Annotated in this window: 16 protein-coding genes and 2 pseudogenes; 6 read left to right on the forward strand and 12 right to left on the reverse strand. The window is 57.2% G+C overall.

The genetic code is table 11. The features are described 5' to 3' along the window. Positions 1-143: 143 nt before the first annotated feature. From ACVOMF_RS04570 to ACVOMF_RS04595, 6 genes and pseudogenes are all read right to left on the reverse strand, one after another. A pseudogene (locus ACVOMF_RS04570) lies at positions 144-998 on the reverse strand (PA0069 family radical SAM protein); the annotation flags it as partial. A gap of 440 nt (positions 999-1,438) precedes the next feature. Next, positions 1,439-2,362: a HEPN domain-containing protein gene (locus ACVOMF_RS04575; protein WP_481508209.1), complete on the reverse strand. Its 924-nt coding sequence runs from the start codon at positions 2,360-2,362 to the stop codon at positions 1,439-1,441. Between the two features lie 159 nt (positions 2,363-2,521). Beyond that, positions 2,522-4,150 (reverse strand): tetratricopeptide repeat protein, encoded by a 1,629-nt coding sequence (locus ACVOMF_RS04580; RefSeq protein ID WP_481508210.1) that lies wholly within the window; start codon positions 4,148-4,150, stop codon positions 2,522-2,524. After that, positions 4,143-5,192, reverse strand: coding sequence for a protein kinase domain-containing protein (locus ACVOMF_RS04585; protein ID WP_481508211.1), 1,050 nt, complete (start codon positions 5,190-5,192; stop codon positions 4,143-4,145). The genes ACVOMF_RS04580 and ACVOMF_RS04585 overlap by 8 nt, the downstream gene beginning before the upstream one ends. Beyond that, positions 5,189-5,563: a hypothetical protein gene (locus ACVOMF_RS04590; RefSeq protein WP_481508212.1), complete on the reverse strand. Its 375-nt coding sequence runs from the start codon at positions 5,561-5,563 to the stop codon at positions 5,189-5,191. Before ACVOMF_RS04590 ends, ACVOMF_RS04585 begins: the two co-directional genes overlap by 4 nt. A gap of 23 nt (positions 5,564-5,586) precedes the next feature. After that, positions 5,587-5,805 carry a ribbon-helix-helix domain-containing protein gene (locus ACVOMF_RS04595; RefSeq protein ID WP_481508213.1) on the reverse strand — a complete coding sequence of 73 codons (219 nt, stop codon included), beginning with the start codon at positions 5,803-5,805 and terminating at the stop codon, positions 5,587-5,589. Positions 5,806-6,966: 1,161 nt separating this feature from the next. On the opposite strand from ACVOMF_RS04595, the gene ACVOMF_RS04600 reads away from it, so the two are divergent. Together ACVOMF_RS04600 and ACVOMF_RS04605 are read left to right on the forward strand one after the other, a co-directional pair. Then, entirely contained in the window at positions 6,967-8,097 is a 1,131-nt protein-coding gene (locus ACVOMF_RS04600) for a HEPN-associated N-terminal domain-containing protein (RefSeq protein WP_481508214.1), read from the forward strand. A gap of 215 nt (positions 8,098-8,312) precedes the next feature. Then, positions 8,313-8,951: pseudogene (locus tag ACVOMF_RS04605) on the forward strand (IS3 family transposase); the annotation flags it as partial. A 66-nt stretch (positions 8,952-9,017) separates the two neighbouring features. Here the strand turns inward: ACVOMF_RS04605 and ACVOMF_RS04610 are convergent. After that, positions 9,018-9,599, reverse strand: a complete 582-nt coding sequence (locus ACVOMF_RS04610; RefSeq protein ID WP_481508215.1) for an NIF family HAD-type phosphatase — start codon at positions 9,597-9,599, stop codon at positions 9,018-9,020. 448 nt (positions 9,600-10,047) lie between these two features. On the opposite strand from ACVOMF_RS04610, the gene ACVOMF_RS04615 reads away from it, so the two are divergent. Both ACVOMF_RS04615 and ACVOMF_RS04620 read left to right on the forward strand, forming a co-directional pair. Further along, the gene (locus ACVOMF_RS04615; protein ID WP_481508216.1) at positions 10,048-10,797 is read left to right on the forward strand and encodes a cyclin-dependent kinase inhibitor 3 family protein; all 750 of its coding nucleotides are present in this window, start codon (positions 10,048-10,050) and stop codon (positions 10,795-10,797) included. Between the two features lie 546 nt (positions 10,798-11,343). Then, positions 11,344-11,769, forward strand: coding sequence for a hypothetical protein (locus ACVOMF_RS04620; protein ID WP_481508217.1), 426 nt, complete (start codon positions 11,344-11,346; stop codon positions 11,767-11,769). Here ACVOMF_RS04620 and ACVOMF_RS04625 read toward each other — a convergent pair. The 5 genes from ACVOMF_RS04625 to ACVOMF_RS04645 form a co-directional block, all read right to left on the reverse strand. Next, on the reverse strand, positions 11,732-13,798 hold the full coding sequence (locus tag ACVOMF_RS04625; RefSeq protein WP_481508218.1) for an integrase: 2,067 nt from the start codon (positions 13,796-13,798) through the stop codon (positions 11,732-11,734). The two genes, ACVOMF_RS04620 and ACVOMF_RS04625, sit on opposite strands and share 38 nt — an antisense overlap. Positions 13,799-13,843: 45 nt before the next feature. Further along, positions 13,844-15,673: a hypothetical protein gene (locus tag ACVOMF_RS04630; protein WP_481508219.1), complete on the reverse strand. Its 1,830-nt coding sequence runs from the start codon at positions 15,671-15,673 to the stop codon at positions 13,844-13,846. A 99-nt stretch (positions 15,674-15,772) separates the two neighbouring features. Then, entirely contained in the window at positions 15,773-17,074 is a 1,302-nt protein-coding gene (locus ACVOMF_RS04635) for a tyrosine-type recombinase/integrase (protein WP_481508220.1), read from the reverse strand. A gap of 611 nt (positions 17,075-17,685) precedes the next feature. Then, positions 17,686-18,162, reverse strand: a complete 477-nt coding sequence (locus tag ACVOMF_RS04640) for an NIF family HAD-type phosphatase (protein ID WP_481508221.1) — start codon at positions 18,160-18,162, stop codon at positions 17,686-17,688. A gap of 122 nt (positions 18,163-18,284) precedes the next feature. After that, positions 18,285-19,175 (reverse strand): hypothetical protein, encoded by an 891-nt coding sequence (locus ACVOMF_RS04645; RefSeq protein ID WP_481508222.1) that lies wholly within the window; start codon positions 19,173-19,175, stop codon positions 18,285-18,287. 248 nt (positions 19,176-19,423) lie between these two features. On the opposite strand from ACVOMF_RS04645, the gene ACVOMF_RS04650 reads away from it, so the two are divergent. Together ACVOMF_RS04650 and ACVOMF_RS04655 are read left to right on the forward strand one after the other, a co-directional pair. Continuing rightward, positions 19,424-20,167, forward strand: a complete 744-nt coding sequence (locus ACVOMF_RS04650; protein WP_481508223.1) for a hypothetical protein — start codon at positions 19,424-19,426, stop codon at positions 20,165-20,167. Between the two features lie 129 nt (positions 20,168-20,296). Then, positions 20,297-22,171 (forward strand): DUF7380 domain-containing protein, encoded by a 1,875-nt coding sequence (locus ACVOMF_RS04655; protein WP_481508224.1) that lies wholly within the window; start codon positions 20,297-20,299, stop codon positions 22,169-22,171. The last annotated feature ends 14 nt before the right edge of the window (positions 22,172-22,185 follow it).

The following is a 22,185-nucleotide window of genomic DNA, read 5'->3' on the forward strand; positions in this document are numbered from 1 at the left end:
GGCCCGCCCCGGGTGCGGGGGGGCGGTGCGCGGGCCGCGTGCGGTGGCGGGGGCGCGGCCCGCGGGGGCCCCCCCCCCCCCCCCCCCCCCCCCACAACCGATACGACGCGCTGCCGAGCATGGCTCGGCATTACAGGTTGGGCTCAGAACAATTCGCCCTGCAGCGAGGGCTTCTTCGGCGGCAGCGGGGCGATGAACTTGCTGCAGTCCAGCCACGGCCACTGCTGGCGCGATGCGTTGAAACCCAGTCGCTTGCTGGCCAGCTTGAAACGGTTTGCCAGCAGGTCGGCATACACACCCTCGCCACGCATGCGCTTGCCGAACTGACTGTCGTAGTCCTTGCCGCCGCGCAACTGGTTGATGGTGCTCATCACGTGTTCCGCGCGCTGTGGGTAATGCGCATCCAGCCAATCGCGGAACAGCGGGGCAACTTCGTAGGGCAGGCGCAGCAGTACGTAACCGGCGCTGCTGGCGCCGGCATCGCGTGAGGCTTCCAGCACCGATTCCAGCTCGGCGTCGTTGATCCACGGAATCACTGGCGCCACCATCACCCCGACCGGAATGCCGGCATCACTCAAGCGGCGCATCGCACGCAGCCGTGCATGCGGTGCCGATGCGCGCGGCTCGAGCTTGGCCGACAGATGCGGGTCCAGTGAGGTCACCGAGAAATGCACACTGACCAGTTGCTGCTCGGCCAAGGGCGCGAGCAGATCCATGTCGCGCTCGACCAGCGCGTTCTTGGTGATCAGCGAGAACGGATGCCGGGTTTCCTGCATCACCTCGATCAGCTGGCGGGTTATGCCCAGCTTGCGTTCGATTGGCTGATACGCATCAGTGTTGATGCCCAAGGCAATCGGCTGCGGCACATAGCCGGGCTTGGACAGCTCGCGCCGCAACACGTCGGCAGCATTGGTCTTGGCGAAGATCTTGGTTTCGAAATCCAGCCCCGGCGACAGGTTCAGATAGGCATGCGTCGGCCGCGCGAAACAGTAGGAGCACCAACACTATATGTGTTCGAGGAAATGTGTTCATTACGGTGCCCTCGAATGCTGAATTCCTAAAGACACTAACCGCGGAGAGACGGCTCAACGCCTCCTAGCTCAGGGCAATCCAGGGCAGGTTAGGGTCAGCATGGCCGTGGCCAGCCACTCCTGGCCTCGGAATCTATACAGGGCCGACGCACTGGACAGAGGGTCACCGGTGGCGCGATGCATCCGAGAGGGACCAGGCGCTGACTTTGAACGTGAAGATCGCCATGTGGAAAAGACTCCTCTCCCCCACCGACTCCTTTCCTTCTAGCCTGCCTCAATAATGGTCGAAATTGAACGCGCCTTGCTCGATCTTGTCGGAGGACTTGCTGCGTTTGTACAAGTAGTACATGTTTCGCGTCTCGCGGATGACGGGATGCTTCACGGCGCGGACAGGCTGAGTTCCCGTCCTATCCGCGTACGATCTGGGGCAGGAGCGACGATAGCAATCCCTGGAGATTGGTGTGTGCCTCTAGCGCCTCGCTCTTGGTCACGGGCTTGTCGTAGCTCACGCTTGCGTCAGTGCCGATCTTAGCAGCGAGCGATGCATTGACGTTGAGACCAGCCTCCTTCCGTAGTGACTCCGCCAACGCGCTCAAGTTATGGCTTAGCTTGAAGGGTATCTTCCTGACAGCAAGGAGACCCTTCATCACCTTCTCAGCGCTCGTTGCCGTGTCGCGCCGGGACTTTCCGTAGCTTCGCTCGAGGCTCACCAGTGCTTCCACGCTGTGAATGTAGTCCGCTCTGGCTTGATCGAATAGCGGCTCATCGTAATGAGCCAGCACATCCAGCAGCGAAAGTGCATCTAGCCCAATCATGAATGCCTCCTCGATCCTCTCGATGGCGTCATCAGTCAACGATGTGGCATATGCCTGCGTCATTCCCTCAAAGCAGTCGAGCATGTTTACCTGAATCGGCGCACGGCTGATGACGTTTCGCGGCGGTCCCGCTTGAAGCTGGCGATCGCAAACAAGGATTAGATCGCCGTATCCACCAGGTGCCCGTACCTTCCAGACGCGATGCTCCAGCGGCACCAGGAAGTATCCAATGGTGGGTAGGATCTTGATGTCGTCTCCGAAGCGGAGGTCATACCATTCCCGAGCTTGGTTCATGAGACCAGACACGGAGTAGGGGTCTACGTCTTTAGTCGCCCTATCGAAGAGATTTATCAGCTCACCCGTTCCGTATGCCCTGGCGATCAGCGCTACGGCATGAAACGGCCGCTGATGGACGTGAAGGTCCAGTACGTTCAGGTGCTGATCAATCCCCAGCATCATGCTGTTGAACGCTTCCTCAGACGTCGGCTTAGGGGGCGCATCCCAGCTCGCAGTCATGTCCTGGCTCCATTATCCTTTACGCGTCGCTTCAACATCCGGCACTTCGTACTTAGGTAGGGCTACGAGTCTTGCTGACCAGGGCGGCCGTACCACGGACCCTCATGGGCTCGGACGCTGGTCGGGGCTATCGGTGGGAAAGCACTGAAATGTCCCTCGCTATCGGGAGTGCCGATCTGCCGCTTCGGCACTGGGCACACTGCTTTCAGAGATCCTAGCGCAGATCGCATGTGCCTCTTCTGGAACTGCGCATCGACTCTCAAGCTGCTCTAGGTCTGATGCGCAGTAGCCGGTCTCGATAGGATCAATGAGTTCCAATCCCTTCCAGCGACCCTCAATGGTGTCCTCGACCGCCTTGATCAGACCCTGCACCTCTGACTCCTGCTCGCGCTTTGTCCATGAGAGCACCGCAGTACGAACAGATTCGAGCTCAGCCTCGCCACTTGTCGCGCCAGTGCGGACGCTCTCGCGGAGCCAGTAAAGGTAGGCGCGCATGGCCGCTGTTCTCTCTTTCAGCTGCACCAGCCACCCAATCGCGGTGCTATACATTCTCAGTCCGAGATCGTCTGCACCTGATCTGTACGCGAGGAGGCCGATGGTCGCGAGCAGCTGAGGACTACTTCTATCTAGGCGCAACGCATTCTGGATGTCCGCAAAAGACTTGTCCAGTTGGCCACAGTAAGCGTACGCCACGGCCCTGTTGTTGAACAGATTCGAGTTGTGCGGATCGCACCTGAGGCCCAATCCAGCAATGTCGATGGTCTTCTGCGCGAGGTTCATATCAAAGCTCAGGCACGAACCCGCGACTGCAGGCCTTACGTCGAATGGTTCATCGATGAGCCAGCGCGTGAATTGATGGAGGGATTTCTCGTATTGGCCGTTGGCAAACGCGAACCTAGCCATTGCCTCAAATGTGTGGGGCCTATTAAGAAGCTGCTCCGGTACTTTGATGCTTACATCGTTTTGTGCGACGTGCAGCACCTGTGCTACCGAGTTCTCGTTTGGATCCTCAAGCGATTGAGAGAACAAGCGCTTAGCGTGCTTGCTTCTTCCGTTCTTGTGCTCGAGCGAGCCCATCGCTGCAGCAAGTTCTGCCAGATGCCGCGGTGCCTCTGCCCTTGCTTCAAGCATGCTCTGGGCGGATTTGATGCTGGATGACGACTTCTGCATCACACTGTGAAGTGCGATTTCCGCGGAGAGCAACCAAGGATCACGCAGCACCCTTCCGCTCTTCTTGAGAGCATAGACCGCATGATCTGGCTCGCCCATATGAGCAAATAACCGAGCGGCTGACCTTAGGACATAGCGGTGACTGGGTGCGATGTCCAGGGCACATAGCATTGCCTTCTCAGACTTTTCGGTCGAGCCTTGTGCAAGGTAGTGCCTCGACAGCTCAGTCCACGCAAGCGCCTGTCGCGGTTGCTTCGCCAGCGTCGCACGCAAGGCTCCAATGCGGGCTTGATCCGCAGGAATGTCTTCTAGAAGATTTCCGGTAGCGGCATCCATGCTTGTCTTGACTGGCCGAACCCCAGCTTCGTGAACTCTTACAAGCACATCTTCAGGTAGCTGGTGACCGACTATTTCGGCGGTCTCAATGAGCTCCCTGCCTGAGAACGCACTAGGATTGCGATCGAAATCGCCAAGCAACTGATCTACCCAGCCTTGTCGCTTGGGTAGCTCCGTGCGAGGTCTTAAGGCTTTTGTCTCCTCAGTAGACTCTTCTGGTGAACGCCAGCGTGGCAGCATGAAGCGCTGGTGGAGAGCCCCTTCAATTGCATTCTCAGACATGGCTTGCCCTGACTCGACACTTCCTGGACATCAGATCGAACGCCGAGACGCAGCGCTGGACGCTGTACTGAACCTTTGGATTTCTGCCATTCAGTGCTACGCCGCGCTCTGCGGGGTCAGGGTGGCATGTCGTAAGGATTAGACTCGTAAGTTCTTCCAATATGATCTCGGGCACGGTATCTGCCTGAGCGAGGAATAGTGGAGCCCACTCATGGTGCTTCTCGACAAGGTAGGGAAGCGCCAACTGATACTCGGCCGTCGGAGAAGTGTGCCGCAGCGACTCCTGAAGACTACCGGTCAGCATTGCTGTCAGCGAATATCCTGTAAAGGATGTGTACGCGAGATTTCCGAGTAAGAACATGTCGCAACCGAATCTGCGTTGGACCCAAGGTCCGACCTGGTCGTACAGGAGCTCATACGGGGCATAGTTCGGCTGACCGCAGAAACTGAAATCATCATGTGGGGCGGGCGGAATTGAGCGGCAGGAACTACTGCCCAAGTCAGTGACCTTGACGCTTCCACATGCAAAACTAACCGCGTTCGTCGGTTTGATGTCCTGGTGCGCAACGTCCAGGCCGTGGAGCTGGGCCAGGCCGGCCGCAACCTTATGCAAGGCAGATAGCCTTTCCCACGCCGGTACAGTGCTGTCACCTGGCGGCAGCGCGTCCGCGAAGGACTTTGGTGCGTATTCGCACACTAGAAAGTGCACCGCGAACCCTTCGACGATGACTTTGGACGCGTCGAAGATCCTGGTTACCCGTGACAGCTTCTTGTCGCGACAGATCTTATGGACCGTGTGTTCGTGATTGAACTCTCGCACCATGCGCTCCAAGCTCAGCGGGTCGCCGGCAACGTCTTCGTACCAGAAGTCGAACGCTTTGACGAACGCCTGAGCGCCCTCGGCGTTAGTTGCTCGGTAACAGCTAGAGCGTGGCTCCCCACTACGGGTGCTGTTTCGGACTACACGCTCAACGACAAGCCACTCGCCTAGCAGGGTCATCCCAAGTAGCTTGTCTGCCGGTCCGTCGACTCTCGCGGTCATGATTCCGACCCTGAGAATGCGTCTCTGAAGTAGAAGCCAAGCACCAGGGTCACCAATGGAGGTCCGAAGCCCTTTACGAACTCAAAGACCTCCTTGGCCGCCTCAGAAGGACTGCATGAGACGCCTACATACGCGACTGCAGAAAGAACCATAAGGAACAAAACAGCGCCGAGTACCCAGTAGGCCATCACCAGGCGCGCCCGATCTTTGGGATGCAACTCTTGTGCCCCACCTACCCGAGCCATCTCGGTCGTCAGATAGAGCGGTCCTTCCTCAATAGGAGGTGCCTCCTCGACACCTCCCAACGCGCCCGCCATCTCTGCAATCGAAACCGCATCGTTGGCTAATCCTTCGCGTGCTTCAGTATTCATTCCGCCCCCCCCGGGTCAGCCAATTACGGCATTACGATAAGCCGCTCTGTCTTTCCATTCGATCCATCATCGGTGCGGATAACGACTTCTCCGCCGGATTCTTTGGCGTCTTGTACGACCTTCAAGAGAGCGATTGCGCGGCGAACAATTTCCGCCTTAGTTGAGGCACCAGTTGCGGTCTTCAGCTCTTCTAGCGTGGCGGTCAGCTTTTCATCAAATTTGAAGGTGGTTGGCGATGACATTGCCCTACTCCTGACCTCCCCATGGAGATCTATGTGGAAATTATGCCATTCCTACATAGAAATATTCTGAACAGTCGACCACGGGCATGATTTCACGAGAAGTCGCGTAACTTATTGTTTTTATTAGATTGTCTGGCCGGTCCTGCCTATGATGCCCCCTTTGAGATAGGTTCTGAAGACGGTTGGACTAGTCTTGGCAGCGCTTTGCGGCGTCCTGACCCGCCGACCCCCCGACCGACTGGGCACCCATGATCACGATCCTTTTCGGCCTCAGCCAAGGCTCAGATAGCTGGCGACTACTTCCAACGAACTCGCCGATGACACTCCGCTAGGTAGAGCTGGGCAACCTGTGGTCGTTACTCGAAATGACGGCCGTGCTCACCTGATGAGGCGGGTGAGCTCATGGTTCAAGCTGAGGCAATACCGGCAAGCTCAGGGGTCGACCGAAGCTGTGCGATCGCTTGGCAAAGCTAAGCAGCCAATGACTCCTCCTGTTCCTATGCAGGGGCATTGGCGAGCACGAAACGCAGCGCGTCTCGGGTACGCACAGCCGAGCGGTCGGGACTACCGAAAGCGACGACAATGTTATCGCTGCGCGGCGGCCTTAGGGGGGAACGGACGTGCCGGTACGAGACCGACCTATCTGGCATGGGCCGAGCATAGGTTGGCGTAATTGGTGGAACTCTGTGCGACCCCTGGGCGCGAGCAAATCCCATTCGAGCGATACGATGCCTTTGTGCGGGGGCTGTTTGAGATTAGTCAGGAGCAGCCGAACCTGCCTGCAACGCTCCGTGCCGCCGTGGCCAGGATGCGCTCGAATGCTGTCACGAGTCACATTTAACGCGACTGGTTCATAAATTGCGCGACTGGCAGTTAGATTGCGCATACCAAGCCCCTAGCTGCCCCCTCTGTGTTTTAAGCACTTAGGCGCCCTGGGCTTGCCCTCCAGAACTGAATTGCCTCCGATATGAGTAGCGGCTACCCAGTGCCTGGGACCGGCGTTGGATCTGGCGGCCCTTTTGGAAGCCGCCCCAAGGACCGGCCGCGGAGAAGTGATGTTCGGGAAGCGCGCTCGACCAAAGACATCGCTCTCCGTAGCTATACTTGCGCCAGCATGGGTTGCTCGGGGGCGTGACAATGGGACGGGCAAAGCACGAATGGATGGAGGATCAGGAGAGAGGCTGGAGCTCCATCGAGGGGAGCACCTGCGAGGATTGCCTGAATCAGGCAGATATCTGGCGACTGTCGAAGGCCAACATTGGCCAAGGCGAGTGCGACTACTGTGACAAGTGCAGCATCCCTGTTCTTCCTGTCGAACACGTTCAAGAACATCTCTACGAAGTGGTGGGAAAGTACTACGCCGAGCCTGCAAATGCGGGTACCCCCTGGATGGACGGAGGGTGGATCGTTCCCACCCTAGACACGGACGATGTTCTGGACGTGCTCGGCTTCTACCCGGCCGACGCGCTGCGTGAGGATATTGTCGAGGCTGATGTCACTGGATACTGGGTTGAAGCTGCGCGCGGGCATTGGGCGGATGTCCAGGACGAGGAGCTCATGCTCCACTCTTGGAAGAGCTTCTCCTATGCGGTGAAGCATCAGACTCGATTCAACTTCCGAAACGTTCGTACGGATACGGACTTGCAGGAGATACCCGTCGCCGACATGCTGGACGTCGTCGGTGTGGAAATAAGCTCCTTGATCAGGACGCTCGATACCGGGACGGAACTCTACAGGGCAAGGTATCTCCCGGCTGACGGATCCATTGAGGTATCAGGGTCGACCCTAGGGCCGCCTCCGAAAGAGCGGGCCACGGCCGGCCGTATGAACCCTGCAGGGATCCCATACTTCTATGCCGCGTTCGATGCGAAAACCGCCCTTGCGGAGATCGGCACGGCTCCCGAAGGCACGTTGCCCGCGGCCGCGGTCTTCCGTACCGATCGATTGCTTAACGTTGTGGACCTAGTGGAGCTTCCCCGAGCGCCCTCTGTCTTTGCAACTGACCTAAGGTCTGAGCGCATCAGGGCGCTGTTCTTGGCCGGCTTCGTGACGGCAATCACACAGCCTGTCGATAAGGATGGCAGAGAACATATTGACTACGTCCCCTCGCAGATTGTTTGTGAGTACGTGGCTCAGTCTTTTTCCCGAGGCGATGGCGTTTCCATCGACGGACTAATCTTCCCAAGTGCGGCCCACCCAGGCGGAGTGAATCTGGTAATTTTCCCGTCAGGGAGCCCCTTCCACCACAATCGATTCAAGGCAATCTCTTTCAGTAGTGCCGTCTCGATGTGAAGGCGCTGTTCCAACCCACCGCTTGCGTGGGATCCACTAGCCCTGGTTGGCCATGGCCTTCTTTCTGCGGGCTTAGACTTTCTGGCGACGATCTCGGTTGATCGGCTTCTATCGCGCCAAGGTTGCCGCGGGCGGCAACATGCTGGAGTACGCCATCCCCGTGACTCAAGCCACTGCGCTCAAGTGGCTGAACCTGGATAGCACCCGACCGGCCCGGTCATTACATGTGCTTGCTGCACCTACGCAACGTGAAGGGCTTCGCTTGGAACCACAAGCGCGTGTATCGGATCTATCGCGATTTGGAGCTGAATCTGCGCATCAAGCCGCGCAAGCGCATCGTCCGGGAAGTGCCGGAGCCTTTGGCGGTGCCTGAGGCGGTCAACCAGACATGGTCGATGGATTTCATGCACGACCGGTTGGCTGATGGACGCAGCTTCCGGATGCTCAACGTACTGGATGACTTCAACCGTCAGGGACTGGCGATGGAGGTCGACATCTCCTTGCCTGCGGCGCGCGTCATCCGCAGCTTGGAACAGGTCATTCAATGGCGCGGAAAGCCCCGCGCCATACGCTGCGACAACGGGCCCGAGTACATCAGCGGAGCGCTGCAAGCATGGGCCGAGCGGCAAGACATTGCACTGCTCTACATCCCGCCAGGCAATCCTCAGCAGAACGCCTACATCGAGCGCTACAACCGGACCGTGCGTTACGCTTGGCTTGCCAGCAATCTGTTCAATGACATCGAACAGGGCCAGGACATCGCCACTCGTTGGCTATTGACTTACAACCACGAGCGCCCAAACATGGCGCTCGGCGGCATCACGCCAATGCAGAAGCTTGCGCTGGCAGCGTAGTTCCACTTTTGGCGACCGCTAAAAGCGGGGGGATTACCAGTGGCTGTGACCAAAACTTCACAGATCTCACGCCTTGAACGACCCAGGCTGCTGATCCTCCTGCTGGTACAGTCGATCCCGCCATCTGCGCTTCTCGACTGCGCGGATGTTTGGTTCTGCTTCGAGCATGTCCAAATACTGGATTAGATGTAGCAACTCATCGTCTGACAAATCGCCGGTGAACTCCTGAGCCAGAACCAAGTTTCCGTAGTTCCGAGCGTACTTGCTGGCTGTGTCATCAATTCCGATGATCTGTTCCAGCTGGAATCCATGCTTCTTCAGCTTCGCGAGCCGCTTCTGGGTTGAGTAACCGCCTTCTTCCCAATCCCTCACCAAGCTGCACCTGCCGGACGACCAGACGAACTCGACAGGACGGTTCGGCATCAGCTGTGCAACCAGTGGTTCGGCGTAGAGCTGCCCAGATGATGTCCAGACGCCGACCCTGAACCTTGAGAAGGCGAAGTCCAAAAATGCGTCGAGATGGGGGCGTTTGTAGACGTGATACCCAACAACGCTCAGATCCGCAGGACGATCCAACGATCGCTCAGTCGAGTAGACGAGCGTTTCATCAAGGTCAAGTACCAGAAGCTTCCTATCTTTGAGTGCCATGGGCGTTCTTATCAGTTCTGATGCAGGCGTTTGGCAGTGGTCTGATCTTGTTCCGCAGGGCAAGTGCGCATGAGCACCTTGGGGGGAGCTTTCCTCCGCCCTGCGCGGCGGCTGGATGACCGAGAACAATTTGAGGCTAAACCTCAATGATAAAAGTTGGGGTCGAAACTCGGCTTTTCGGGCCTAAAGCCTTGTTCCCCTTGTCGCACCAGGTAGGCTCGGGGATCGCAGACAATCCTTCCGCGCCCTATCTGGTAATCGACCGAGTCTTGAACATGTCCGTGAATCCAGAGGTCTGCTTGCGTCACCTGAGATTCCAAGCTCGAAGCGTCGTTACAAGCACCTAAATAGTTGCCTCAGCAAGCTGTGTCGGGTGCTGACATTGCTCCTAAAAATTCCTCGTGTCTACATCGTGAGCCTACTGGTACGCCCAGCGACATGCGGGGGTGTGAGCCTGCTGGTACGCAGTGATATCGCGGATCCTGATTTCCACGATGTAGCCAGCCTGCGGATTATGCTGAGCACCTTCGGTGACACGTGGGCCAAAGCTCTTCATGAGAGGCCATCTTCGAGTCTTGAGGGCTCGTTCGAACTAGAATTACCTCTCCTCCAGATGCAGGAGACATATATGGTCAGGACAAGTTTGTCGCACCCGATCCGCATTGCGGAGTTGGCCGTAGGCACACAGGGCGGTGCGATCGGAATTACGTTCGCACCCGGCAAGTTTCAGGAAGTTGCGCTGACCGGTAGCTGGGCCCGGGATATCGACACAGACCTCGCCGCGATCCGCGCATGGGGCGCGGACTACGTCATCACGCTGATCGAACCGTGGGAGTATGAGGAGCTTCGAATCCAGCCGCTGCCAGAGCGTGCAGCAGCCCACGGACTGGTTTGGCGCGGCTTGCCGATAGTAGATGGTGCTGCCCCCGACGCACGCCTACTTGACGAATGGAAAACGCTTGGGAATTTTCTGTCCCGGGAACTACTTGCAGGGAAGAGGGTCGTTGTCCATTGCAAGGGGGGACTGGGGCGCGCTGGAACGGTCGCCTCAATGCTTCTCCTGGATACCGGAACAGCGCAGGATGGAGACGATGCTATGGAGATGACCCGGCAAGTGCGTCCAGGGGCAATCGAGACGCCCGCGCAAGAGAACTTCGTTCGCGGGTGGCCAACCTTGATCCAGAACTACGGGAAGTGATCAGACCAGTTGAAGGTTCCCTCCTGGTAAGCGACGACCCTAGCGTCCGGTTACGCACCTTATGCACAGCGGCCGGTCGGAGCAGCAGCCCACCGTTTCGGCTCGACCTTAGGGGTCCGGGGCTAGATCAACAAGCAGTGAAATGCCGGACCCCGGTAAGCAACTTGCGAATGTCCACTTGGGGTCGCATGACGCCCTGCGGCCAAGAGCGGACCTTAGCGAAGGACCGCGTTCTGCTGGACCCACCCAACGAACGGAGTGGAGGCCGACGTGGCACCACCCCGCCAGCTCCCGATACCAATCGTTGTATCTCAGCTCGATGGCTCAGTTCGCCGCTTCTGGCGGCCATTCCTTCGTACTGGGGTTGGCCTTATCGTATGCCTTGCGCTCGACTGACTTGGCCCATAACGTGAAGGCCTTGAGGCGAAGTTGCGGCCTGTCCAGGTTTCCCCGCTGGGAATGCGATACTTCGGAGCCACTTACCGAGCTTGCGGCCCTTACCACGTAAGCCATCTAATGACTAACGACTCATCAGCGGAAGGCAGCATGAGCAGACCCAACTCCGTAGAGGACAAGGCATTGGCCGCTCTTGACCGCCTAGTGAAGCGACGCCCTACCAATGAACTGCTGAAAGCAAAGATGGCTGCTGGTCATCGGATCATCACACCCACCTCAGTCGCGGCCGAGGCAGGGGTGAATAGAGGAAGCTTTGGGTCAAGACACGCTCGACTGGGGCATGTCTGGCTCAAAATTCAGGAGCTAGCTGAGGAGGAGAAGCGAGGCTCAGTGACTGAAGAGCTCGCCAAGCTAAGGGCTGAGAATGCGAGGTTGAAGGCCCTTCTGTACAAGACAAACATCCACAACGCCTCTCTTCAGCTTGCAGTGTCCCGGCTTCAGAAGCGAAGTGCCAACAGGGACGATGGAGCCAACGTCGTCAACTTCCGCCGGAACGATCGGAAGCGTCCTCGATAGCGTTAGATATCATCTTCAGAACTGCTCGACTTTGAGAGACACGGCTCATAGCAATTTTGGAAGGCTGATCTATGGAGTTATTCCGCTCTTCCTGGACAATGGCCTGATTCCTCAGGAGGCGGTCCTCCCAAAAATCCCTGTGCTCTGGCAGGATGATGCAGCACTTGCATCCCGCGCACAGCCCGGGCGACCGTACCCCGAAGTTCGGGGCAGCGCGAATGGTGAGCAGACTTGCCTCTGGATTGCAGCTAGAACTGTCAGGCAACATATCAATGAGGCAACTCGCGTAAGTCCCGGTCCATATCCGTAGGTCGGTGAGCTTCACGTATGTTACGGCCTTATCGATCAGCGTCTCTCCGTCCATCCCGGACAGTGCCTTGGCCATTGATTTGGCATGCTGCATGAGAAGTCTCTGTGCCGGTCCGCCTCCGATCGGCTTGCCAAGCGTGATTTGAACGAGGAACCGAGAGGTCTCCATGACTCTCTCTCCTTCCAGATTCTCGAGCAGCGCTGCATCGTTTCCAATGTAGCCCTGATCAGTGATCTGCTCGCTCATGTGGCGAAAGTGCGTCCGCAGCGCGGGCATCAGTTCCGGCTTGGATCGGAAGACGTAGTGCGCGAACGTTATCCGCCATCGCTGCGGACGTAGGGACCTTACCTCGTACCTCGCCTGTTCCACGTCGATTCCACGCTTGTTCATGAGAGCTTCGACTGCGAACTCTCGCTGGAGTATCGAGTTCCTGGAAGCCGTCATCCGCCCAACTCCATCGGCAGTCACTGGGAGAGACTTGGCGTGCGAGAAGCTGAGCATCAGAGTCCTAGTGCCCGAGAGCGCTCGCCAAGGCTCCATCAACCGCACCAACACATCGATGGCTTTCAACGCAAGCGGCTGGTGATTGGTGCCCAACGGACGCAACCCAGCAGTCCACTCATGGCGGGTGGCTTCTCTCTTGGCGGAGATGCCACAGATGGAGAAGATCTCCATCAGTCCGTCTAGAGAAGCCACGGACCTGACCACACCATGCTGTAGGGTCGGATCATGGTCAAGAGAGAGACCTATCAGTTCATGAGCTCTAATCCCAGTGCACCCTTGCAACAACGCACTGCACGCGCTCTGGGTCATCAGAATCAGGCGTCTGAGGCTCTGAAGTCCGCTGATCTCACGCTCATCCCCAGCCTCATCAGTCCGATCCGTGGCGATCAATGGCTCATGCCAAGGCGTTTCGGTTCCTGGGATCGGACTCATTCGGAACTCCTCGATGTGCCGTTTGATCTCACGAAGATGCCCTAATCGTCTCGCTCCCGTGACGCTTCTTGCGCTGATGAGCATCGGGATGACTTGAGCCTGAAGTCTGATCACATCCTCCGAGCCGTGGTCGATCCATTCATATGCGTAAGAGAGGGTCGGTACTGAAACCTCGTCCGGCACAGGCATCAATCCACCCGCTCGAGCGAGCCCGAGCGGCCCGGTCACGACGTCATACGTCCTTCTTCCATCAAATGGCGCTTCGCGTGGCGCTTGCCCGCCCCGCGCGCGCAGGCTACCGGCGATCTCGTAGATTTGTGTAAGTGGGTGGATCAGCTTGTAAGCGGTGGCATGTGTCCACGCTCTGTCTCGACCAACATCCCCTCCCGCCGTCGTGTACTGCTCTTCGAGATTTTCGACGTACTCCCAACTCACTTCCGTGGAGATATCGAAGAGGGAGATGATGCGCCGCTCTCCCATGAACTTCACCAGTTCCCTCAAGCCCATGTAAGTAGCTGGGATAGACCCCGCCATCATGCGCACCGTGTCCTCGATGATGGCGGTCATGAGGTAGCACTTCAGTTCAGCGAGCAGCCCTCTGTGTTTGTAGTCTGTGAGCAGTTCTCCCCGCGCAACCGGGATTGCCCAATCAACTGTGATGAACTCCTTCTGTTGGCCGACCGTGGTCTGTATGAAGGTCCATACATTGCTGTCGTAGTCGACTTGGAACGCGGGATGCAGGTTCGCGGTCAGTGCTGCTTCGAGCTTTCTTGTTGCAGGCATGGAGCTATCTCCAGTATTGGGGTTCTGCTGAGGGTGCTGGAGGAACTATTCAAGTCCGGGCAAGCGCGTCAGCATGATCATCGTTGCTGAGGCTCTGTTCGCAGCCGTGCTCACTGCGGGAATCCATGAGTCGCGGAGAGTCAGGTATGCGTCCTCGAACTTGCGCCTCCAGATCTCGATGCCGAGCTCTGCCCTAGCTTCTTCGTATAGCTCCTGCAGCTGAAGGAAGCGGACGAGTGCGTAGGCTTCGTTTGAGTCTGCCGCTGCGAGCGGGCAGGCAGGACAGACCCCATAGCTATTGCAGAGCTTTCCGTGGCGCTGCCCCGGTTGGGGACTCTGATACGGGTCAGCACAGGAGAAGCCCGGCGTGGCCGCCGTTCGCTCGCGGTCACTTCGGGTGGAGCGCGTATCGATCTTTCCATTTGAAGTCACCCAGCGCTCCTGCGCCGTCATGGCACCTGCGAGCTGTTCCTTCTGTCGATGTTGCATCGTGGTGGTCTGATAGCTGTCTTGAGCCGTTGAAAGCAACCGATGGCCGAGCATTGCCCGAAGCTCGAAAACGTCACCGTCTGTCAACCAGTCAACAGCTTCGGAGAATGCAAGCCTGTTTGCGCGGGAGCCGGAGTACTTAAGCCCCCGACGTTTGCAGAACAACGTGATATAGCCGGTGACGCGCGTGTTCACGTCGTCGGTTCTGGCTGAGTAGGAGTCGATATGCATTCCTCGGCGCTTGTTCCGCCCACCTTCGGATACGGCGTGTAGGAAGAAGTCATTGGCAAGCTCGCCATCAGCGTAGTCTCTGATTCGCCTGGTCCAAGCAATGACGAAACTGATCAATCTTTCCGGCGCTAGCGGGTGATCGCTGGCGGGGAAGGCTGCTCGCTGTGGCGCGCCCTGATCGGACCTGCCAGCCCTGTGCTTGGAGGACTTGATTACGATTCTTTTCCGTCCAAGCGGGTAGTGCTCTGATATGCCATCCAGAGTGAGTGTTCGAAGTGGCTGCTCGTTGAACCCCGAGTGCAAGGCCAGTACGAGGAAGAATGGAATCAGATCCCCACCTATGGGGTGCGCTAATCTCCTCAGACGGAAGTACTCGATTTCGCGAATCTTCCCTACGCCTGGAAGCTTGCGAACCTCCGCTTGGCGAGGAAAGTGACCGTCAAAGTTTGCCAAGATCTGGGCGATCGCGTCTGCCGGGTCGCTTAGCGATACAGCGTCGCCCTTTTTCTTCTGAGCAATAGCACAATGGAGCCTATCTAGAAGCGGCCACACTTCGTCCATTGTCGACATGCATTCCTCGACTGCCGCTCGCATGACGTTGGCCCAAGCCGCACGGTTCAGCTCTTTCGGCTTGCTCTTCCGTGGTAGGCCTGCGAATGGCTTTGGGGGAATGCGGATCACCCGCCACCGTGGATCCATCTCGTGCAGCGCAAGGACCACCTTTTTGAAGTTCCCGTAGTAGTGCCGCTGGGTCTGCACCGAAAGCACGATCGGGTTCGTGGCATCCCTTCCTTTTAGATACGTTAGAAATGATTCGCCAAGGTCCATCGGAACGTCGTCTGGGCCGTTTATCTCCACCCCTTTAGCGGCTAGGTACCGCACCAGGCCACTCAGGATGTTGTTAGCTGAAGCGCATCTACTCGTCTCCCTGCTATTTCTGTTGGCCCGGCAGAATGCCTCGGCAAAGACCGGTGCCGCTGCACCAATGCTCTTCCACCGGCTGAGGTTAACGATGTTGTCGCGTTGGCCTCCGACGCGCCTGAACGCCACTTCCAGGCGATCAGCCCTTTCGTGGACATCCCACTTCTTCTTTGAGGTTGCCTTGTCCTCAACTCCCGCGGCGTGCCGCAGTTGGGCGGTCCTTGTTCCTGCCACGTTATGCTCCACTCCATGTTAAGTCTGGTTTGGGAGGCGGGTCGGGCACATGCGACGTCATGCATATGCCTTAACGTTGAAGCTGCTCGCTCCAGCTCGTTAGGCCGATACGCCAACTCGCATAAAGGGTTGACCTTCAATATGCAGCCTGATGGACTCTCTGGTTTCGCTCTCGAAGGCGTTCGCGCTTCTCAAGTAGATTGACTCGGTCGTATCCCTGAGAGTGTGTCCCAGTACAGACTGAACATACTTGATCGCATCCATGTCACCGTTTGCGCGCTTCTCCATGTACGTGTACAAAGCGAAGGTGTGTCGAAGGGCGTGAATGGTTATCCGCTCCCGCTGCGCTGATTCGTAGCGAGCCAAATCGGGCTCTTTGGAAAGCCGTTTGAGCAGCCTGTCCTTGGCGATGGCGAAATGGCGGTCGAACGTCTGTGGCGTTATCGGGTTTCCCGCATGCTTGCGGTTGTTTGTGTTGAGGACGAATAGGACGCCATGATCCTTGGAATTGTGGTGCAACAGTCGAAGGTCAATGAGGTGCTGCCGAGTACCTTTGGCGTAGCGCTTTAGCGCCTCTAGTAGCCATACTGGAACGGGAACATTGCGCTTCTTGTTGCCTTTCCCGACAACGGGGACAGCCACTGCAGTGAGGGGATCGCGTCCTTCCGTACGGGTTATAAGGATTGTGGACGCTTGCAGATCGCACACTTCCGTCCTCCTCAGTCCAGCGTGGTAGCACAGCTCAGCCATCAATCGCTGCGCAGTGGTTACGAGCGCTAGTTCAATGAGACCGTGTCGTTCGACCACGGGGTTGGGACCTAGTTCGTCAAGAATGCCCACGACGGTCTGGGGATTGAGCGCAGTAATGAGTGCGTCAGCGTCGTTCAGCCCGGGCAGATGTACGCCCACGTCGAGAACTTGAACAGTTCCTCGCTTTGTCTGCTTGCTCAGCAGCGCTGGCGGCTTCCTCAGGTAGCCTCGTTTCACGCAGAAGGCGACTAGCTTGGTCACGGTCGACCATCTTCGATGGATAGTCGCGGCGGCAAACTTTTTAAGGGTCACCGCGGAGTCCAGGTCCATCAAGGTGTCCGCGTAAGCGTTGAGGAGATCCTCATCTACGTCCGAGACGCGCTTTTTTCTTGCGTCGAGAAAGTGGTGAAAGTCGGTGAGGTCAGCCGCGATTGCTGCTGTCGTGTTCTTGCTGCAGGCAAGCTTTGGCGTTGGGCCGATGGTTAGATGGGAATCTGCAAAGAACTCAAAAGCGGGCTGAACTAGTGTTCCATCCGACCTACTGATCAGAAAGCAGAAGCCCTTGGGCAAGGGTACGCCTTGCGCATGCGTTGTCACTGTCGCTTCTGGAGCGATCGCATTCGCAGTGCATATCTCGACGTCGTAGGCCATGGCGCCGAAAGCTATCAGGTATGCGAAAGATCTTTTTGGCCGTGAGCCTTACGGTACATTAACAAATGGAATGAGAATCAGATCTGATTTTTACTCTCTTTAATTCAGTGGTTTGCGCGTGATCGTGAGCCTACTGGTACGCTACGCGTGAAGGATCAACCGATCGACATGATGGGTGAAGTGCGCAGATCCGACCGGTAACGTCATTTCCCCGAGCGAGATGCGCCGCCACGTTCGGCAAGAGTAGCTGCCAGATTCAGGCTTCCACCGCACGCGGCCCCGGGGTGTACCAGTCGCGCTCGGCGAGAGGTAGCTCTCAGTAAGTTGAAACGTGCTGCTCGGAGAGGCGCCACAGTTCCTGTGCACCTTCCAGGCCAAGGGCGTTGGCTGAACGCTTAGCGGGGCCGGATGCGCCGCGAACATCTTTTAAGCCTACCGGTCTGAAGTGGTCGCCTAGACCTGTTCCTCAATGGCGTCCACATTCCAGGAGCGGCCGCTCAGTCGAACACGCGCGGTTAGATGAGTTCAGTCGAACAATCTCCTGAACCAAGTGGCTGGCCAGTTGGCCAGCTGGGCGAACACCGCGATTGATCATGGCACAGCCATCCATCTCATGAGGGGTGCTTGTTGGCCATGTCGTCAGAGAAATGTGCATTCTGCAGTTCGATGAAGCGCTCGGTCAGCCGTGCAGACGCAATATGCAGCCCGTCGTCCTCTGACGAGTACGGGGAACCAAACAGCGGTATCTCGACCCACAGGCTCTCCTGCCCATCATGCACATAGGCACCATGGTCATCCAGGAGAAGCGCATCTCCCAAGCGAGGGCAGACGTAGGCGAGATCCTTTGTCTTTCCAGACCAATGGATATACCGGAGTTCGGCGAACCATGCCGGCGCAAAGCCTTCTCTAACTAGCAGTTCCGCAATGGTACGAGTGCGACTCTCTGTAACCGTGGTGAACAGGACGAGCTCTTCGAACTGCGATCGGAGGTGCTCGAGGAACTGATATAGACCAGGCCTCGGAATCTGACTGACGGCATTGGAGATGAGCGTCCCTTCCAGGTCCAGCGCCAGGATGGTTGGCTTCACGGGGGGTCCCTATCTAAGCTTCCTAAGCCTACATTGCCGCTTCGGCGGGTAGCTGTCTATCGCGTGAGCCTACCGGTGATGGGCTTGGCATCCGTGGACTGGAGCTACCCACCCCGGCGACTTTACTGCCGTTGGATTGCTTCCGACACCTCGATGGCCCAACGTGAGGTGTGGATGATCCGCGCCTCCTGCAGCTTCTCCTGAAGAATTTCGCGCTTGGTCAGTTGAGACACCGACTCCCATTCGTTTCTGAAGATGTAGGTCGCGTTGCCTGTTTCAGGACTCTCGAACACGTACCTACGCCGGCGCGTGAATCCGAAGACGATATATTCACTGAAACCGCCCAGCCCGATTGCCATGAAGTCCGGCTCCTGCCGAGTGATGGTCCGGATGCGACTCTTGGCGACTGCGCGGTCGCTGTCCGTTAACTGCTCCAGGTAGCTGTCCAATACCTGCATCGCTCTTTCAAACGGGAATTTCCCTGGAGGAAGAATGCGCCAGTTCATCTTCTGGACCCTGACCGGCACCGCCAGATTCGGATCAACGATTTCAAAGCGCGGGAAGCACTCCAGATAGATGTTTAGGAGATTAGCAATGGTCTCTTCTGGCTCCGTGTGGCTAATGACCCTTGTTGCCATCGCGATGCCGCTGTTTGTCTCGACAGCGGTCAGGAACTCTCCGGGTGGAGGGATGTGTTCCCGGGGATAGGCTTCATAGGATCTCGTCTGAGTGCCGTGGTGGGTGTGCCCGTGCCAGTCCTTCCATGAGGTGTTGATTGATCGAGACTTAGTGATCATCGGAAGGTCATTCCTGATGATTACTTTACCGCGGGCATTGAAGAACGTTGCGGGACCCTCGGCGCTAGGGACGATGGAAACGCCCGCGACTGGAACATGGTCGAATCCCAACGTCGCTGCTTGGTCATCCGTCAGGGGTCCACTGAGCAGCCGAAACTTCGGCAGCCGCTCAATCGTGCTTCTGTAGACTGATAGTCCTCTCACTTGCTTGGGCATGCGCTACTCCTTGTCATGAGGAAGCGGGATAGCCAAATCCGTCGAGCGAGAACCTTGTTCGTTCAGCGGGCGACTACGTCAGAGTGTATCGCGAGATAATGCAAACAGCAGGCCCTTTCATGAGGATCGTCTTTACTAGGCGTCGCCATGTATTTCTAGCTTTGGCTTGTTTTGGGTGTGGTTGGTGGACAACCCATTCGGCCGCGGCACACAATCACGCTCATTGCCGGGAACCTGGGGAATCTTGAATGACATTTGACGTTGGGAAGTGGCACGGGCGAGTCCTTTCCACCCCAGCCACGTACTCAAGGCTTGTTGACTTGGCTGAGCATCCGCCAGTCGTTGCCGAGTACAAGCGGTCTTTTTCCGTCCAGACGTTAGATAAGAAGGGCTCGCTAGTGGCGCTGGACGCTGATCGTCTCGACGAACAGATTCGAGAGGCCATCTACGGTGACGCGCTTTCCGCCATTGACCACTATTCTTCACTGATGGTCGTCACGGCCGCAACATACATAGAGAACATCATCCTTGAGTTCCTGGTTGTTTACTTCACGGCTAAGCCGCAATCGATTCACGCCCATCTGATGCCGGGCTCGTCAAAGCGGGAGGAGGCATACGTCCCTCTTCGTGAGGTGCTGGGTGCCTCATCGTTGTCCGAGCTTCATCGCCAGCTGGCTCGCCGAGCTGCGCGCAATGCGTCAGATGGCTCAATCAGGAAGACACTTGATCGAGTCTTCAGGCTAACCGGACACTGTGTCCCGATCAGCGTCGCGGTCCCAATCTCTGAGATCGTATTGCTTCGCAATTCCATCGTGCATGAAGGAAGATCTCTTACCAGAGAATCTGCTGCCATCGAGGAGAGGTTTTCCACCGTCTACGCGCTTCTAAGAGAGCTGGCCCTGATCTGTAAGGCTGAAGGACTGCCTTACGTCGATGAGGGAGGATTGGTGGATCCACCCTCCTTGGATGGGATAGATCCTCTGGTTCACTAGCGTAGATGTAGTTTTCCGGTTGGCCATGTCTACGCGTTCAGCAACTATGGTTAGTTGGTTCTGTCTTGTCTTCGCAGCGCCGACTTCGTGTCGTCATCGCTACATACTGACTTGGTGGGAATGCGCCTGATGAACCGTGTCAATTACCCCTGGACGGAAGCTTCGCTTTCGGATGCAAACGCGTTTGATTTCAATGTCGGTGATCCTGAGCTTCTCGCCAGCGAGGCTTCCGCGCATCGTCTCGGCGATCTTTTTATAGCGGAGGATAGGAGTGCCGACGAGCAGGACACGTCTTCGCGAAGTCGGGTACTTCGGATGGTGGCTTCAGCTTTGCAGCTCCACCAAAGGTTGGACCTACCCAAGGCGCCTTACAGCGCAATGATGGAGTTCGGTGATCGGCGGACAGCTGTTGGATCGGATTGGAGAGGCTGTGGCGCAGTGCTGGACGAGTTGGGGAGACGTTCGCCCAATCCTGTTATTTGCGCTCGGCTTTTCGATCTTGCCTGGCTGGTTGAGCGGAGCCGTGTTGATGCTGGTAGAGGAGCCGTGCTTGCCTATGCTCGGGTAGCAGATGGGATGCTTACGCGAGAGCTTAGGCATCGGGATTACGATTCCGATCATCGTCCCATTAGCGAGCTCACGAGGGCGCTTCGCAGAGGGCTCCAGATCTGTGACCTGCTGCGCCTGCGCGAGGACGACTCCGATCTCATGGCGCTGAAGGCTTTGTGCTTGGCGTCCGCCGATCAGTTTGAGACTGAGGGCGATAGCCAAGGACTGCTGGCCATGATGAATCTGGCCTTGGACTATCAGTTGGATCTGCCGGAGCGTTGTGCACCTCGTATGGAGGTAGCCGCACGCGGGTTTACTTCTGGAACTGACCCTCATTTTTTTTGCGACGCGCTTGTCGGTGCGGGTCGCGCGTGGCGCCGTGCACAGGACAATGTCAACTACGAGAGATGCATGATTGAAGCAAGCTGCCGTATGGCAGAGCATGGAAAGGCACTGGGCGGAAATTTGAGTGGGTCACACTTCGTACAGCAGGCCATTGACTTGCTTCGGGGTCTGTCCTCGCCTGATGCCAAGGCCTCCAAGCGCGAGCTTCGCATAGAGTTGATTCGGCTTCAGTCCGCTGCCGAGGATGAGTTCGGTACATTCGAGTACTCGTTTGATCTGAGCGAGTTGGTCAATGCTGTGAAAGATCGGACTCAGGGACTCTCGATTGAGGAGGCTCTCTTCTTGCTTGCTGCTATCCACCGGCCCCGGCCAACTTCGGTCATTGAGGAAGAGGCAATAGAGGGGATGCGCAAGCATCCACTAGGTTCATTGTTCGGTGTTCAGCAGCACGATTCCGATGGCCATGTTCGATTCCGTTCTCCGGGAACGGACATGCGAAACATTGATCCTGCCGCTTTGGAGCATGCTATCGCGAGGCAGGAGGGGATCTATCGAGAGACCGTAGTGCGGGGCCGGATCGCTGTCGTTGTATACCAGTTGGCCAGCAAGCACTCAGTATCACTGGACGAGGTCTTCCCTCTCTGCCGGAAAAGCCCATTCGTTCCTCCTGATCTCACGGAGACCTTTTCCAAGGGCATTCTGGCGTTTCTGCATGGTGATATGACGTCGGCCTTATTCATCCTGACTCCGTTGCTGGAGGCCTCGCTGATCTATGTCCTGAAAGGACATGACGTCGATGTTGTTCGTCACGATGAGGATTCTGGAACCCAAGAGGACATGAGCATTACGCAGTTGTACAAGAATCATCGCGGTGAGCTGGAGGCCATCTTCAGCGCGTCCGTGATTGATGACATTGAGCGAGTGTTCCTTACTCGCTCCGGCCCGGGGCTTCGTCACGCCATCGCGCACGGAACGACAAGCGATGGCCAAGCCTACTCCGGCGATTCCATCTATGCTTGCTGGCTGATGTGGCATCTTTGCCTGGTCCCATTATTCAAAGACCGCTTTGAAGCTCGCGGCAGCGGCTCTGAGCCGGATGCTACAGATTGAGGGCTTCATACCGA

Source organism: Stenotrophomonas sp. STEN022, from assembly GCF_056760155.1.